Below are 14458 nucleotides of genomic sequence, written 5' to 3' on the forward strand. Positions count from 1 at the left end.
ACACCTCAACGCATGAGGTTGCTGGTCTTGTCGATCGCCGCGCGGATCTCGGCAATCGAGCGTTCGATCTCCTCCTCGGAGAGCAGGTCCGTTTCGTTGCCGGTGCGTTCGAGGATCGACGTGGTGAACGCGTTGAGCGGCAGCGTGTCGGTCAGCACCGCATCGTCGTTCTGCGCGGTGGCGTCGGCTTCCCACATCATCGCAATGGCGGTGGTATTGTCGGCACCCTCGCCGCCATTGGTCAGCGCCTGTTCGATCAGGTCGGGAATCGCGTGGACCACCGAGAGATGCGTGACCTTGTCGACGATGACCTGCTCCTCGAGCACGCCCCACAGGCCGTCCGAGCACAGCAGCGCCACATCGCCCGGGTCCAGCCGTACCGGGCCGCCGATGTCGATCAGCGGCAGGTTGGGCGATCCCAGGCAGTTGTAGAGCTTGTTGCGCTCGGGGTGATTGGCCACTTCGAACGGCAGTACGCGCTCCTGCTGTAGCAGGTTCTCGATTTTCGAGTGGTCCCGCGTACGCGTCAGCAGCGCGCCCTTGCGCATGATGTAGAAACGCGAGTCGCCGGCATGCGCCCAGTGGATCTGGCCATTCTGGATCAGGCAGCAGACCACCGTGGTACGTGGCACATCGGCCAGCTTGTTGGCCTCGGCGTAGCGATGGATCTCGCGGTGCGCGAGCATGATCGTATCCTGCAGGAAATCGGCAGGGTTGCGGATCGACGGGCGCGCCTGCAACTGGAACTGGCGCGCCAAGGTCTGCAGCGCCTGTTGCGCGGCGACTTCGCCGAACGCATGGCCGCCCAGGCCGTCGGCCAGCACCATCAGCAGGGCATCACGCGTAAAGCAGTAGCCCATGCGGTCCTGGTTGATCCGGCGGCCGCCTTTCCGGCTTTCCTGGTAGACGGAGAATCGCATTGCGGTAAGTCGTGTTGGGTTCGTGCGTTAGTCGACGCTTCCGCCGTTTTGCGCGGCGTGGACGGGCTTGTCGGCGTTCTTTTCTTCGCGGCGGCGCAGCAATGTCATGAAGCGGCTCGTGGCATTCATGCGTTCGGTCACCGGTTCCGCGGGAGCGACCGAAGCCGCGGCGGCGGCCGATTGCTCGCCCAGCGCATTGCTCTGGTCGCGCAGTTCCTTCTGCAAGCGGAACACGCTCTGCGGCCGTTCCGACGGCGTCAGGCGCAGGCACCACTCCACCAGGTCGACCAGGCCGTTGGTGTAGGTGGCGCGCAGTCGTGCGAAGGATTCGGCCATGCGGTCTTCCTTCTCGCGCTGGTTGGCTTCCTGCGGCGGCATGCCAGCCATGCATGCGTAGAGCGTGGCCCCCAGGCTATAGATGTCGGTCCAGGGCCCGAGGTCGGAGTGCTTGCCATACAGTTCGGGCGCCGCGAATCCTGGCGTGTACATCGGCTGGAAGCGCGCGTTCTCCATGGTCAGGATCTGCCTGGCCGCGCCGAAATCGAGCAGGATCGGCGACTCGTCCTCGCGCAGGTAGATATTGCCGGGCTTGATGTCCAGGTGCAGCAGCTTGTGAATATGCACTTCGCGCAGGCCGCTCATCAGGTCATGGAAGACCTTGCGGATGAAGCGCTCACGCAACACCTTGGGCTTGCCCTGTTGCCGGGCCTGCAGGATATGTTCCTGCAGCGTCTTGCCCAGCTCGTAATTCATCACCATGTAGACCGTGGAGTTCTCGCGGAAGAAATTCACCACGCGAACCACGCTGGGATGAGAAATGCGCGCCAGCGAGCGCCCTTCCTCGAAGAAGTATTTCAGGCCGAGCCGGAACGACGCGGCATTTTCATCAGGGACGACCGGAATCAGCTCGCCCGGACTACGGCGTGCCAGCGACGACGGCAGGTATTCCTTGATGGCAACCGGGGCACCGGTGTCGTCAGTGGCCAGGTAGACGAAACTGAACCCCCCGCTGGCCAACTTCTTTACAATACGGTAGTTGGCGAGCAGCGTGCCGATCGGGAGCGGCGCGCTCTTGGGTGGGTTGGCGCCCTTGGACTCTGTCATAGGATTCGGGACCTCATTTGCCCAAGGATTCTCCGGTCTAATCGGTCACTTGTAAAGAAATCATTGGCGGGGACTGTTGCCAAATATCCGCGCTTTTTGACCGTTGATTGCCATTGATTTTCCGGGCATTTTGCGGGCTGCCCGATCCGGCTGGCCCGATGCCCGCCCAGCCGTTGCGCCAACCCGTACCGAATCCAGATTTTTCGACTCTTTCGCGAGATAAACGACAATGATCCACAGCATGACAGGCTATGGCCTGGCTACCCGCCAGGCACCGCTGACTAACGCCCAGGGCGAACCCAGCGGCCGCACCGCTTCGGTATCGGTGGAATTCCGCACTGTCAATTCGCGTTTTCTCGATCTGTTTTTCCGCGCGCCCGAAGAGTGCCGCGCGTTTGAACCCGCGCTGCGCGAGATGCTCATGGGCGAGCTGTCGCGCGGCAAGCTCGAATGCCGTATCAACCTGCAGCGTACCGATACCGGGGGCGCCACGCTGGCACTGAACCAGGGGCTGCTTGACCAGATCCGCGCGCTGGAGTCTACCGTGGCGGCCACGTTCACAAGCGCCGGCACCATGCGCATGGGCGAGATCCTGCGCTGGCCGGGCGTGCTGGTGGAGCCGGAATTGTCCCAGGAATCGTTGCGTGAAGCCGTGACCGGCGCCGCGCGCGAGGCGCTCAATCAGTTGCTGGATGCGCGCCGGCGCGAGGGCGCGGCGCTCAAGGTGACGCTGGAAGAGCGCATCGACGCCATGCTGGTCATCGTCGAGCGCCTGACCCCGATGATTCCGCAACTGATCGCCCATCATCAGGAAAAACTGACCGAGCGCCTGCAGGAGGCGTTCAACCTGGCGGCGCCGAACGGCATGCCGAACATGGGCCGCGACGAGATCGCGGAGCGCATCCGCCAGGAAGCCACGGTTTATGGCATCCGCATCGATATCGCCGAAGAACTGGCGCGCCTGCAGACCCACCTCAATGAAACGCGGCATATCCTGAAGAAGGGCGGCCAGGTGGGCAAGCGGCTGGACTTCATGATGCAGGAGCTCAACCGCGAGGCCAACACGCTGGGCTCGAAGGCCGCCGCCAAGGAACTCGCCGATGCCTCGATGGAGCTCAAGCTCCTGATCGAGCAGATGCGCGAACAGATTCAGAACCTCGAATAAGATCATGAGCGAAACGACCCACACCGCCATCGACACCGTCTATCCCGGCAACCTGTTCATGGTGGTGGCACCGTCAGGGGCCGGCAAATCCACGCTGGTCAATGCGCTGCTGGCGCAGGACCAGTCCATCCGCCTGTCGATCTCGCATACCACGCGCAAGCCGCGTCCCGGTGAGCAGAACGGCCGCGAGTACCACTTCACCACGGTCGAGGAATTCCGTGCCGCGCGCGATCGCGGCGAGTTCCTGGAATGGGCCGAGGTGCATGGCAACTACTACGCCACCTCGCGCGTCTGGATCGAGCAGCAGATGGCCCAGGGCAACGACGTGCTGCTGGAGATCGACTGGCAGGGCGCCCAGCAGGTGCACGAGCGTTTTTCGAACGCCATGGAGATCTTCATCCTGCCGCCGTCGCTGACCGCGCTGGAAGAACGCCTCAAGAAGCGGGGCCAAGACGAGCCGAACGTGATCGTGCGCCGCCTGCTGGCGGCCGGCAGTGAAATGGCCCATGCTTCGGAGTCTGATTACGTGATCATCAACGAGGTGTTCGAGGATGCGTTGAGGCAGTTGCAGAACGTCGTTCATGCGACCCGTCTGCGCTTTTCGTCGCAAAAGGCACGACACGCCGAGCTGTTCATCGAGCTCGGAATTCACTGATGCAAGGGTGCGGCCGGGTGAGTTCCGGCCGCGTGCTGTAAAATACCGGCCTGTCGAACAGGTTTTGTCCCAAGGTGGATTTGATATGGCGCGTATTACCGTCGAAGATTGTCTGAAACACATCCCGAACCGCTTCGAGCTCGCGCTCGCCGCGACGTACCGTGCACGTCAGCTCGTGCAGGGTCACACGCCCAAGGTCGAGGCCAAGGACAAGCCCACCGTGGTGGCGCTGCGTGAGATCGCGTCCGGCCAGGTTGGCATCGAGATGCTGAAGAAGGTACCGACCTGATTGCCAGGGCGGCCCGTGGTTCATTCCTGCTTCGCTTGCGTACGCGTCTTGCCACGCATCCAGTTGAGTTCCAGGGGCCGCCGCCATGCCATCGTCGCCGACCGATCCCGCCATCGCGCCGCCCGGCATCCCGGATGCCGGGATGCCGCGTGGCGTGCCGTCGGCGCAGGCTGGCAGCGGGCCGCTCGTGTCCGCACCTGCGGCAGCATCGATCCCGCCTGTGGCGCCCGGTGCACCGCTGCCGGGAACCGTTCCGGTTTCCGCCATCCCGCCTCCCGCACCAACAGCCGTCTCCGGACGTAAGCGCTTCGGACAATCTCAAGTGACTGCCCGTACCGGTGCCCCCAATCTGCCCGATCCGCTTGGCGACAATGTCGTCGGCGAGCGTGCCGTCGTCCCGCCGATCCAGCAGGGCAAGGCGCGCACCGCGCTGGCCAATGAGCTGGTAGCCGAGCCCGTGGCCGGCACCGTACCGGCCACGCCCGGCGGCGACCTGTTTATCGATGCGGTGCTTGCACAGTCGTACCGGCACTTCTTCGGGCCGACGTCGCAACCCGCGGTGCCGCCGCGCCAGCAGGTCATCTCGATCACGCGGCTGATGGAGAAGCTGGCGTACCTGAAGCCGGTGGACCAGACGCTGGTGCGCGAGGCGTTCCAGTTCTCGGACGAGGCGCACCTGGGGCAGTACCGGCAGAGCGGCGAGCCGTACATCACGCACCCGGTGGCCGTGGCGGAACTGTGCGCGGACTGGAAACTCGATGTGCAATCCATCATGGCGGCGTTGCTGCATGACGTGATGGAAGACCAGGGCATCACGAAGAGCGAACTCGCCGAGAAATTTGGCCCGAAGGTCGCCGAACTCGTCGATGGCCTGACCAAGCTGGACAAGCTCGAATTCCAGAGCCGCGAGCAGGCGCAGGCGGAAAGCTTCCGCAAGATGCTGCTGGCGATGGCGCGCGATGTGCGTGTGATCCTGGTCAAGCTGGCCGACCGCACGCACAACATGCGGACGCTCGATTTCGTGCCGCCCGAGAAGCGCCGCCGGATCGCGCTCGAAACCATGGAGATCTACGCGCCGATCGCGCATCGGCTGGGTCTCAACACGATTTACCGCGAGCTGCAGGAGCTTTCGTTCAAGGTCGGCTCGCCGTTCCGCTATGCCACGCTCGAGAAGGCCGTGAAGGCCGCGCGTGGCAACCGGCGCGAAGTGGTGCGGCGCATCCTGGAGGCCGCGCAGGCGGGGCTGGCCGATGCTGGCATCGTGGCCGAGCTGTCGGGGCGCGAAAAGACGCTGTACAGCATCTATCGCAAGATGCACGACAAGCAGCTGTCGTTCTCGCAGGTGCTCGACGTCTACGGTTTCCGCGTGGTCGTGGAAACGCAGATGCATTGCTACATGGCGATGGGCGCGCTGCATGGCCTGTACAAGCCGATGCCCGGCAAGTTCAAGGACTACATCGCAATCCCCAAGATCAACGGCTACCAGTCGCTCCATACGACGCTGGTGGGTCCGTTCGGCACGCCGGTGGAGTTCCAGATCCGTACGCGTGGCATGCACCAGATTGCCGAGGCTGGCGTGGCCGCGCACTGGATGTACAAGCACCAGGCCGATCATGCGAACGATATCCAGCAGCAGGCGCACCAGTGGCTGCAGTCGCTGCTCGATATCCAGAGCCAGACCGGCGACTCGCAGGAGTTCCTCGAACACGTCAAGATCGACCTGTTCCCGGATGCGGTCTATGTGTTCACGCCCAAGGGCCATATCCGCGCGCTGCCGCGCGGCGCCACGGCGCTGGACTTTGCCTATGCGGTGCACAGCGACCTGGGCAACCAGTGCGTGGCCGTGAAGATCAACAACGAACTGCTGCCCCTGCGCACGGAGCTCAAGAGCGGCGATATCGTCGAGGTCGTGACGGCGCCTTACTCGAAGCCGAATCCGGCATGGCTCGCATTCGTGCGGACCGGCAAGGCGCGTGCGGCGATTCGTCACTACCTGAAGACCACCAAGCTCGACGAGGCCATCCAGCTTGGCGAGCGTCTGCTGGATCAGTCCGCGCGCCAGCTTGGTATCGAACTGAAGGCGGTGCCGCAGTCGGTGTGGGATCGCATGATCCAGTGGACCGGAAACAAGGCGCGCGAAGATATTTTTGCCGACCTGGCACTGGGGCGGCGCGTGCCGGCCGTGGTGGCGCGCCGCATGGAGATCCTGCTGCAGGAACTGTCAGGCGATGTCGACAGCGCGCTGCTGGCTGCCGTGCAGACGTTTGCTGGCGAAGAAGCGCCCGCGGTGCCGATTACCGGCGACGAAGGCATGTCGATGATTTTTTCGGCATGCTGCCGACCGATTCCGGGCGACTCGATCGTCGGTTACCTGGGCAAGGGCGAAGGGCTGCAGATCCATGTGCAGGATTGCAAGGTCGCCAAGCGACTGCACAGCAAGGATCCCGAGCACTGGATCGAGGTCATGTGGGCCAAGAAGACGACGCGCGCATTCGACGTGTCGATCAAGGTCATGGTGCACAACGTGAAGGGTATCGTGGCGCGCGTGGCAGCCGACCTGACCGCGGCCGATGCCAACGTGGCGCACGTGGCGATGGAGCAGCAGCAGGGCGGCCATCAGGAGGCCACCTACATGCAGTTTGTGATCCAGGTGCAGAACCGCCTGCATCTGGCCAACGTCATGCGCGCATTGCGGCGCAATCCGGATGTGATCCGGATTTTCCGCGACCGCAACGACAGCTAGGACGCCGCCGTATCCTTCGGCGGGTAACGGACTTCCAGGATATCGATCTGCTCGACACCGGCCGGCGTGCGCAACGCCACGGTGTCGCCTTCGCGCGCCTTGATCAGGGCCTTGGCGATGGGCGAGATCCAGCTCACATGGTTGCTGTCGAGGTCCACCTCATCCATGCCAACGATCGTGATGGTGGTTTCCTCGCCTGACTGGTTTGCATAAGTCACCGTGGCACCAAAGAAGATCTGGTCGTTGTCGCCCTGCAGCGAGGGGTCGACGACTTCGGCCTTGTCCAGTCGGCGGGTCAGGAAGCGGATGCGGCGGTCGATCTCGCGCAGGCGCTTCTTGCCATAGAGATAGTCGCCGTTCTCGGAGCGGTCGCCATTGGACGCAGCCCACGACACGATCTGCACGACGTCGGGACGGTCCACGTCGATCAGGTGCATCAGTTCGTCGCGCAAGCGCTGGTAGCCGGTAGCGGAAATGTAGTTCTTGGTACCGGCGGGCAGTGGCGTAGCGCCTTCGGGAAGATCGTCGTCGTCATCGCTGGACGACTCTTTGACAAAAGCCTTGTTCATGTTCCGGATCACTTCATCGGGCTCTCATTATAGGAAGTTGCGCCCCTCGAACTCCTCGCATGAAAAAAATGCACGAAGGGGCTTCACAAAACTGAAAACTTCTATATAATCTCTTTTCTCGGTTGCGGCTGTAGCTCAGTTGGATAGAGTACTTGGCTACGAACCAAGGGGTCGTGGGTTCGAATCCTGCCAGCCGCGCCAACCTATACGAGAAAAAAGGGCTTCCGGAAACGGAAGCCCTTTTTGCTTTGGTCTCCGCTTCATCTCGTCCTCATCTTTCCATCGTCATCGTAGTGCGTTGCCGCCTAAGCTGTTTGCAGGTCGGCCGGAACGCATGCGCGCGTGCCGCGCTCAAACCAGTATCGACAACGCCATCAATGGAGGCGGCACATGCAACAGGAAGACTGGCGCGTGGAAGGCTATCGCGGCATGGATGCGTATGTTCTGGTGACTTCGCAGCACGATGCCGTGGCGGGCAGTGTCGGCGATACGCAGACCTTTGGTTATCAGGTTCGCGTGGCGCAGGAGGGCATGGACCCGGCGGATGCGGGTGACATCGAAATCGTGTCAAGCGGTGCGCACGTGTTTGCCACGCGGCATGCCGCGGAAGTCGCGGCCTTTGGCGCGGCCTATGCGTTGATCGACAAGCTCGTGGGCCCGGCGCGCTAGCGCCATGTATCGAGCGCGCGCGTCACTGGGCAAGTTCCTTGCGATACATGCAATAGCCCATATCAGGTCGCTGCCGCCCTCATCGGCTCCGATTTGATCAGGATCATTTTTGCTTTGAGGTACCACTCCTAGTCTGGATCTGAGGCGCGCCGCCGTGCGCGCCAGCAGCAGAGAACAGGAGTGCGCCATGCCCGATTACGAAGGTTTCAAGATCGTCTATGAAGTGATTGCCATGCCGAAGGGCAAGTGGGCCATCATGATCGAGATCATTCGGCGCGAGGATGGTGAAGTCATGATGGCGCGGCACAACCCGTACCCGCGCCAGCCTTTCGATACGAAACTGGAAGCGCTCGAGCATGTGAACCGCTACGTGGCGCAGACAGTCGAGGGTCTCGATGCCGATGCGCCAGGCAAGTTGCGACGCATCGCATAGGTGCATGTTCATTGCGCGATTGTCGAAAAGCGAAGGCCTCAGGAAATTGCCTGAGGCCTTTTCTCTATCATGGTGCAGAAAGTGCTTGCCGCATACGCCGGATTACTGCATAATCTCTTTTCTCAGACGCGGGGTGGAGCAGTCTGGCAGCTCGTCGGGCTCATAACCCGAAGGTCGCAGGTTCAAATCCTGCCCCCGCAACCAGTCCTTTGACTGACATCTCCTGAGATTCTTCTGCAGTGTTTCCAGTAGTACTCCCAAGAATTTCCCCGGCAGTATCCTCAGTCGTACTTCAGTAGTGCTCTCGGCCGTCCGGTCAATTCATTTCCATTTGGCGTCGTCGCAGCAAACAAAAACGCGCAAGCGATGCGTCAGCATGCTTGCGCGTTTCGAGTGCGGATGAACGATCAGGCCGTGGCCAGCAGCGTTGCTGCCTTGCTGAAGGTGTCGCGCACCTGCGGTTGATCTTCGCGTTCGGCCGCTCCGGCGCGATCCTTGAGGCGTGCGGCGAGCACGGCCAGATCGCCGCCGCCACACTTCTGACCGGCCTCGCTCATCAGTTGCGTCAGCTCCTTGCCGACGTCGGCACCATCGAACGCACTGACCGACAACGCCGAGATGCGTTCCAGGAAACTGTTCACCAGTGCTTCGTCATGCTTCGGTTCGGACATGGCAACTCCCTAAAATCGCGGCGGCAACTGTGGGGGCGCGGCCGCTCGACGTCGCGCCGGTTTCAATGCCCGATTGGGCCACAGCACATAGTTGGTATGCGGATCCATCGGTTTGCCGAAATAGGATACCCACACCTGCACACCGTGTTCGGTCTCGGACACGATAGCCGCCACCGCACGCGCTGCGACGGACGGGGATTTCAGCAGGTCCGCCAGCGCTTCAACGCCCTGGACGACATGGTGCTTCACCCCTCTGAACCATACGTACTGACGCATGGCTGCAAGAAATCGCTTGGTCATGAATTGTGCTCTTCTCGTTGGCAATGCGAAACTGAGACCACAGATTACACGGTTAGTTGTGACGATTTTGTAGGGATGCGTCTGATTTTCCTGCTTCGCATTGTCGATGTGATCCACACGCACTTTGTGACGACGAGGCTATGTGGCGCACCAAATTGACAAGTCCATGCGCATGACTTAGCGTGGTTGCACATACTGCACAATATCTGACGTGTCCTGGGCTCGTGCGAGCGTGGAGGCAATGTGGAAACGGTGGCGGAACTGAAAGTGCGGCTTGAGCGGGGCAAGGCGTTGCGCCAAGCGGTGCCGCGGCGCGCGCACGAAGCGATCGGCAATACCGAACGCGACCCGATCAACCTGCTCGAGGCCAACAGCGCGGGGCGAGTGGAACGCCTGGTGCCACTGCGCTACGGCCGCATGGTTGCATCGCCGTTTGCGTTCTATCGCGGCAGCGCCATCATCCAGGCGCACGATTTGGCCGGAACACAGAACTCGGGCCTGATCCATCAGATCTGCGGCGATTGCCACCTGTCGAACTTCGGTGGTTTTGCTACACCCGAGCGGGCACTGCTGTTCGATGTGAACGATTTCGACGAGACCAGTCCCGGCCCTTGGGAGTGGGACCTGAAGCGGCTGGCCGCCAGCTTCGTGGTCGCGGCACGCCACCTGCGCCATGGTGCCGACGCCGCGAACAACATGGTGTTCGAGATGGTCACCAGCTACCGGAATCGCATGGCCGAGTATGCGGAGATGGGCATGCTCGACACCTGGTATGACCGCATAACCTTCGAGCGCCTGCTGGATACGGCGATCGATCCCGATGTCCAGAAGCGTATCCGCAAAGCAATGGAGCGCGCCGCCGAGCGGACGCACGAATCGCTGTTGCCCAAGCTCGCCGAACGCGAAGGCGACCACTGGCGCATTCTCGATGCGCCGCCGTCCGTATTCCATGTGCGCGGCAGGCAGACCTTGTTCGATGCCAAGGATGACTGGCTGAAGGTCAAGGACCCCACTGAGGCGATCGGGAAGTTCTTCGCCGACTATGCCTCCACGCTGGCACCTGACCGCCGTCAGCTGCTGTCGCATTTCACGTTTCATGACATGGCATTCAAGGTGGTGGGCGTGGGTAGCGTGGGCACGCGCTGCGTGATCTACCTGATGATCGACAGCCACGGCAAGCCGCTGTTCCTGCAGGTCAAGGAAGCCACGAAATCGGTGATCGCGCGCTATTTCAAGTCGCCGGCACCCACGCACGAAGGGCGCCGGGTGGTGGATGGCCAACGGTTGATGCAGGCCGCCAGCGATCTGTTCCTGGGGTGGGGCAAAGGGCCGTCCGGACGTCACTTCTATGTTCGACAACTGCGCGACATGAAATTCTCGGCCGACATCGAGTTGATGGATGTCAATCTGCTGACGGCCTATGGCCGCGTATGCGGTTGGGTGCTGGCGCGCGCCCATGCCAAGGCAGGTGGCATGGCCGCCGAACTCAGTGGTTATCTTGGCACCAGCGACCGCATGGCGGAGTCGATGATTGCCTATGCGAATGCCTATGCTGACCAGGTGGAGCGCGATTACGACGTCTTCGTAAAGGCCTGCCGGTCAGGCCGGCTAGAAGCGCGCACCGATGCCGACATGGCGGCCGATTTCCGCGTGTAACCGTGCTGTTCCCGAGGAGCTTGCCGATGACCGAAGATATGCTGCTGCAATTGATGGTGGAGGTGGAAAAGGCCGATCCCATCGACTACGCCAACCTGCCGTTCGACGACGAAAAGCTGCGGGCGCTGGCGTGCAAGCTGATTGCCGAACGTTCGACGGAACTGGAGACCTCGGGCCTGTCGCAGGAAGCGTTGCTGGCCACGTTGTGGGCTTCGACGGCCAAGCTCGTGCTGGAGAACATCGTGCTCAACGCGCGCTTGTTGACCTTGCAGGGCAAGGCTGACGATGCCCGCGTGCTGATCGACCGCATTGCCCGCCAGTCGCGCGGAAAATCCTGAGTAGGCGTTGCCTCCCTGCGCCCCACGCATCACACGGTGCGTGGGCGTCGCCGATTAGCTAAAATACGGCGTTTTCCGCCCGTGGCGTCACCCTCGGGGCGGTTTGTCGGTTTGTCCTGGAGGATTTTCGGGTGATCAAGTGGATTATCGTCGCCGTCTACGTGGGTGCCATCCTGTATGTGCACTTCCGCGGCAAGGTACGGCTGCCGTTCATGCGCCAGATGCTTGACCATTCGGCGCTGGTGGCGCCGGTGAACTGCTTCATGTACATGTTCTCGGGTGTGCCGCGTACGCCATATATTCCGGTCGAGCGCTTTCCGGAGCTGGAAAAGCTGCGCGCAGCGTGGCCGCAGATTCGCGACGAGGGCCTGGCCCTGATTGCGATGCGCAAGATCAAGGCCGCCGACAAGAACGATGACGCCGGCTTCAATTCGTTCTTCAAGTACGGCTGGAAGCGTTTCTACCTGAAGTGGTACGAAGCCCAGCATCCGTCGGCCGAGACGCTGTGCCCGAACACCGTGGCGCTGCTGCGCGAGATGCCGTCGGTCAAGGCGGCGATGTTCGCGGAACTGCCGCCGGGCGGCAAGCTCAATCCGCATCGCGATCCGTTTGCCGGTTCGCTGCGCTATCACCTGGGCCTGTCCACGCCGAACGACGACCGCTGCTTTATCGAAGTGGATGGCGAACGCCACAGCTGGCGCGATGGCCAGGGCGTGGTGTTCGACGAAACCTACCTGCACTGGGCCGAGAACAAGAGCCAGACCGATCGGCTGATCCTGTTCTGCGATATCGAGCGTCCGATGCGGTATCGCTGGGCCAAGGCGGTCAACCACTGGATGGGCCGCAAGGTCATGACCGCGGCCAGTTCGCCGAACGAGGAAACCGACCAGACCGGCGCCATCAACAAGCTGTTCCGCTTTGTATGGCTCGGTGGACAGTACCGCCGCCGCTTCAAGGCCTGGAACCGGCCGCTGTACTACGTGACCAAGTTCGGCCTGATCATCGGCGGCATCGCGCTGATCGTGTTCCTCTGATTTTCCGTACTTTCCCCTCTCCCGCGCTGCGGGAGAGGGAGCACACCTGAAGCCTTATCGCCCGTCCGACTCGCGTGAGCGCCGTTCGTTGCCAAGCTGTTCATAGTGCGCGCGCTTTGACTCGTACATGCGGGCATCGGCAACTTTGACGGTGTCGGTCAGCCGGTCGCCCTGGGTGCAGGTGGCGGCGCCGATCGAGAATGACAGGCGCGCGCCGGGGTAGAACTGGTTATTCAGGCCGACCACTTCCTCGATCTGCTCGACCACGGTCGTCGCACCACGCTCGTCGCGGCCCGGCAGCAGCACCATGAACTCGTCGCCGCCAATGCGTGCGATGCACGCCTGTTCACCTACCGCCTTCTTCAATACCTCGCCCGTGCGGCGTAGCAGCGCGTCGCCGTCGCCATGGCCAAACTGGTCGTTGACGACCTTCAGGCCGTTCAGGTCCAACGCGACGATGCTGACCGGCCAGGGACCCTTGCGGCCCAGGCGCGCCAGTTCGTCCTCGTAGTAGGCCCGGTTGTAGAGCTTGGTCAGCACGTCGTGCTTGCCCAGGAATTCCACATAGGCTTCGGCCTTCTTGCGTGCGGTGATATCGGTCAGCGACACCAGTACCTGGTCCCAGTCGGCCTCGCGGCCCGGGAATACCGACCACTGCATGAAGACGTCGACCGAGCGTCCGTCCAGCGCGTAGTTGATGACTTCGCGCTGTTGCCACAGCTTCTCGTGCCAGAGATCGACCAGTTGCTCGGCAAAGTGGATGCGCATGTCGTCGCGGAACACGTCGCCGAGCCGTGACAGCAGGATTTCCTTGCTGGGCGCGCCGAACATCGACAGCGTCTGCTGATTGACGTCGAGCACGCGTATTTCCTGCATGCAACGCGACACGAAATCGGGATGCACGTTCAGGAACGTGCGGAAGTCGGTAATGCCGGCCGCGCGCACTTCGTCCAGCAGCATCTTCACCACGCTGAAGTCTTCGACCCACAGCGACACCGGGGAATGTTCGAACAGGCCCACCGCATACTGCTGGGCACGGCGCAGATCGCGCTCGGTGCGCACGCGCGCGGTGATGTCCTCGATCGACAGCAGCACGCGCGACCAGTCGTGTTCATGGCCGGGCATGACCCGCGCTTCCAGGCGAATGTCGAGCCGGTCGCCGTCGAGCGTGTAGTTGACGGTCTGGCTGGAAAAATGCTGGTCACCGTCCCACAGCTGGCCGAGTTCTTCCACATGCTGGTCGAACATGTCGTCACGGAACACGGCGTCGAGGTTGGCGACCAGGTCAGCCAGGTCGGCGGCGCGGAACAGGTCCAGCGTACGGCGGTTGACGTCGAGCACGCGAATCATTGCGGAGCAGCGCGCCACTTCGGTGGGATTGTCGCGCAGATACTGGCGCAGGTTGGTCACACCCTCGGCACGCAGTTGCTCGAACGCCTGGCGCACCGCGCTGAAGTCTTCCAGCCATAGCGAAACGGGCGCCAGCTGGAACAGGGTTTGATAGTCGTTGTCGAGCCGTGATGCGGCGGGTGCTTGCCCCAAGGTGTTCTCCCGTTTGGCGATGGATGGCGTACCGCGCACTAGGATAGGCGAGCGCACGCCAGTTTGGGGAGAAATCTCGCAAGAACGATGCCGGCATTGGCGTGCACGCCACGCCGTAACCCGCTCCCGGCAAGGGTCAGGCGGCCAGCTGTCGCACCACGCCAGCCACCGCATCGAGCGCCCGTTCGAGTTCCGGGGTGCGCAGGTTGCCGCAATTCAGCCGCAGGTAGTGATTGAAGCGGTTCGAGTTCGAGAACATCGCGCCGGGCATCACGCGGATGCCGTGGCCGAGTGCAAGTTCGAACACCGCTTCGGAAGACACGCTGGCAGGCATTTCCACCCACAAATGCAGGCCGCCCCGCGGCAGCGT

The 14458-nt window shown here is 62.3% G+C and carries 16 protein-coding genes, 2 tRNA genes and 1 pseudogene; 11 read left to right on the forward strand and 8 right to left on the reverse strand.

The window, feature by feature from the left end; translation table 11 throughout:
• Positions 1–5: 5 nt before the first annotated feature.
• From ACO550_RS11395 to ACO550_RS11405, 3 genes are read right to left on the reverse strand one after another with little or no spacing between them, the layout of a single operon-like run.
• Positions 6–920 (reverse strand): protein phosphatase 2C domain-containing protein, encoded by a 915-nt coding sequence (locus tag ACO550_RS11395; protein ID WP_315592231.1) that lies wholly within the window; start codon positions 918–920, stop codon positions 6–8.
• A gap of 27 nt (positions 921–947) precedes the next feature.
• Entirely contained in the window at positions 948–2024 is a 1077-nt protein-coding gene (locus tag ACO550_RS11400; RefSeq protein ID WP_315592230.1) for a protein kinase domain-containing protein, read from the reverse strand.
• 60 nt (positions 2025–2084) lie between these two features.
• Positions 2085–2267, reverse strand: a complete 183-nt coding sequence (locus ACO550_RS11405; protein ID WP_315592302.1) for a hypothetical protein — start codon at positions 2265–2267, stop codon at positions 2085–2087.
• On the opposite strand from ACO550_RS11405, the gene ACO550_RS11410 reads away from it, so the two are divergent.
• The 4 genes from ACO550_RS11410 to ACO550_RS11425 all read left to right on the forward strand — a co-directional run bounded on the left by ACO550_RS11410 (position 2254) and on the right by ACO550_RS11425 (position 6876).
• The gene (locus ACO550_RS11410) at positions 2254–3189 is read left to right on the forward strand and encodes a YicC/YloC family endoribonuclease (RefSeq protein ID WP_315592229.1); all 936 of its coding nucleotides are present in this window, start codon (positions 2254–2256) and stop codon (positions 3187–3189) included. The genes ACO550_RS11405 and ACO550_RS11410 overlap by 14 nt on opposite strands.
• 4 nt (positions 3190–3193) lie before the next feature.
• Positions 3194–3844, forward strand: a complete 651-nt coding sequence (gmk, locus tag ACO550_RS11415; protein ID WP_315592228.1) for a guanylate kinase — start codon at positions 3194–3196, stop codon at positions 3842–3844.
• Positions 3845–3929: 85 nt separating this feature from the next.
• Positions 3930–4133, forward strand: coding sequence for a DNA-directed RNA polymerase subunit omega (gene rpoZ, locus ACO550_RS11420; RefSeq protein WP_006578656.1), 204 nt, complete (start codon positions 3930–3932; stop codon positions 4131–4133).
• Positions 4134–4455: 322 nt separating this feature from the next.
• Positions 4456–6876: a RelA/SpoT family protein gene (locus ACO550_RS11425; protein WP_315592299.1), complete on the forward strand. Its 2421-nt coding sequence runs from the start codon at positions 4456–4458 to the stop codon at positions 6874–6876.
• On the opposite strand, the gene greB is transcribed toward ACO550_RS11425, so the two are convergent.
• Entirely contained in the window at positions 6873–7445 is a 573-nt protein-coding gene (gene greB / locus ACO550_RS11430) for a transcription elongation factor GreB (RefSeq protein ID WP_315592227.1), read from the reverse strand. The two genes, ACO550_RS11425 and greB, sit on opposite strands and share 4 nt — an antisense overlap.
• A gap of 124 nt (positions 7446–7569) precedes the next feature.
• On the opposite strand from greB, the gene ACO550_RS11435 reads away from it, so the two are divergent.
• The 4 genes from ACO550_RS11435 (at position 7570) to ACO550_RS11450 (ending at position 8751) form a co-directional block, all read left to right on the forward strand.
• Positions 7570–7646: transfer RNA gene (locus ACO550_RS11435), tRNA-Arg, on the forward strand.
• Positions 7647–7835: 189 nt separating this feature from the next.
• Positions 7836–8114: a hypothetical protein gene (locus ACO550_RS11440; RefSeq protein WP_315592226.1), complete on the forward strand. Its 279-nt coding sequence runs from the start codon at positions 7836–7838 to the stop codon at positions 8112–8114.
• A 187-nt stretch (positions 8115–8301) separates the two neighbouring features.
• Positions 8302–8547 (forward strand): hypothetical protein, encoded by a 246-nt coding sequence (locus ACO550_RS11445; protein ID WP_315592225.1) that lies wholly within the window; start codon positions 8302–8304, stop codon positions 8545–8547.
• Between the two features lie 127 nt (positions 8548–8674).
• A tRNA-Met gene (locus ACO550_RS11450) sits at positions 8675–8751 on the forward strand.
• Between the two features lie 203 nt (positions 8752–8954).
• Here ACO550_RS11450 and ACO550_RS11455 read toward each other — a convergent pair.
• Both ACO550_RS11455 and ACO550_RS11460 read right to left on the reverse strand, forming a co-directional pair.
• Positions 8955–9218: a hypothetical protein gene (locus ACO550_RS11455; protein ID WP_315592224.1), complete on the reverse strand. Its 264-nt coding sequence runs from the start codon at positions 9216–9218 to the stop codon at positions 8955–8957.
• A gap of 9 nt (positions 9219–9227) precedes the next feature.
• Positions 9228–9518 (reverse strand): hypothetical protein, encoded by a 291-nt coding sequence (locus tag ACO550_RS11460; RefSeq protein WP_315592223.1) that lies wholly within the window; start codon positions 9516–9518, stop codon positions 9228–9230.
• Between the two features lie 243 nt (positions 9519–9761).
• Here ACO550_RS11460 and ACO550_RS11465 point away from each other — a divergent pair, with 243 nt between their 5' ends.
• The 3 genes from ACO550_RS11465 (at position 9762) to lpxO (ending at position 12546) form a co-directional block, all read left to right on the forward strand.
• Positions 9762–11174 (forward strand): DUF2252 family protein, encoded by a 1413-nt coding sequence (locus tag ACO550_RS11465; protein ID WP_315592222.1) that lies wholly within the window; start codon positions 9762–9764, stop codon positions 11172–11174.
• A gap of 26 nt (positions 11175–11200) precedes the next feature.
• Entirely contained in the window at positions 11201–11512 is a 312-nt protein-coding gene (locus ACO550_RS11470; RefSeq protein ID WP_315592221.1) for a hypothetical protein, read from the forward strand.
• A 131-nt stretch (positions 11513–11643) separates the two neighbouring features.
• Positions 11644–12546: a lipid A hydroxylase LpxO gene (gene lpxO / locus ACO550_RS11475; RefSeq protein ID WP_315592220.1), complete on the forward strand. Its 903-nt coding sequence runs from the start codon at positions 11644–11646 to the stop codon at positions 12544–12546.
• Positions 12547–12600: 54 nt separating this feature from the next.
• Here the strand turns inward: lpxO and ACO550_RS11480 are convergent, their stop codons facing one another.
• Positions 12601–14088: a diguanylate cyclase domain-containing protein gene (locus tag ACO550_RS11480; RefSeq protein WP_315592219.1), complete on the reverse strand. Its 1488-nt coding sequence runs from the start codon at positions 14086–14088 to the stop codon at positions 12601–12603.
• A gap of 136 nt (positions 14089–14224) precedes the next feature.
• A pseudogene (locus tag ACO550_RS11485) lies at positions 14225–14458 on the reverse strand (PLP-dependent aminotransferase family protein); the annotation flags it as partial.

The organism is Cupriavidus sp., from assembly GCF_057315035.1.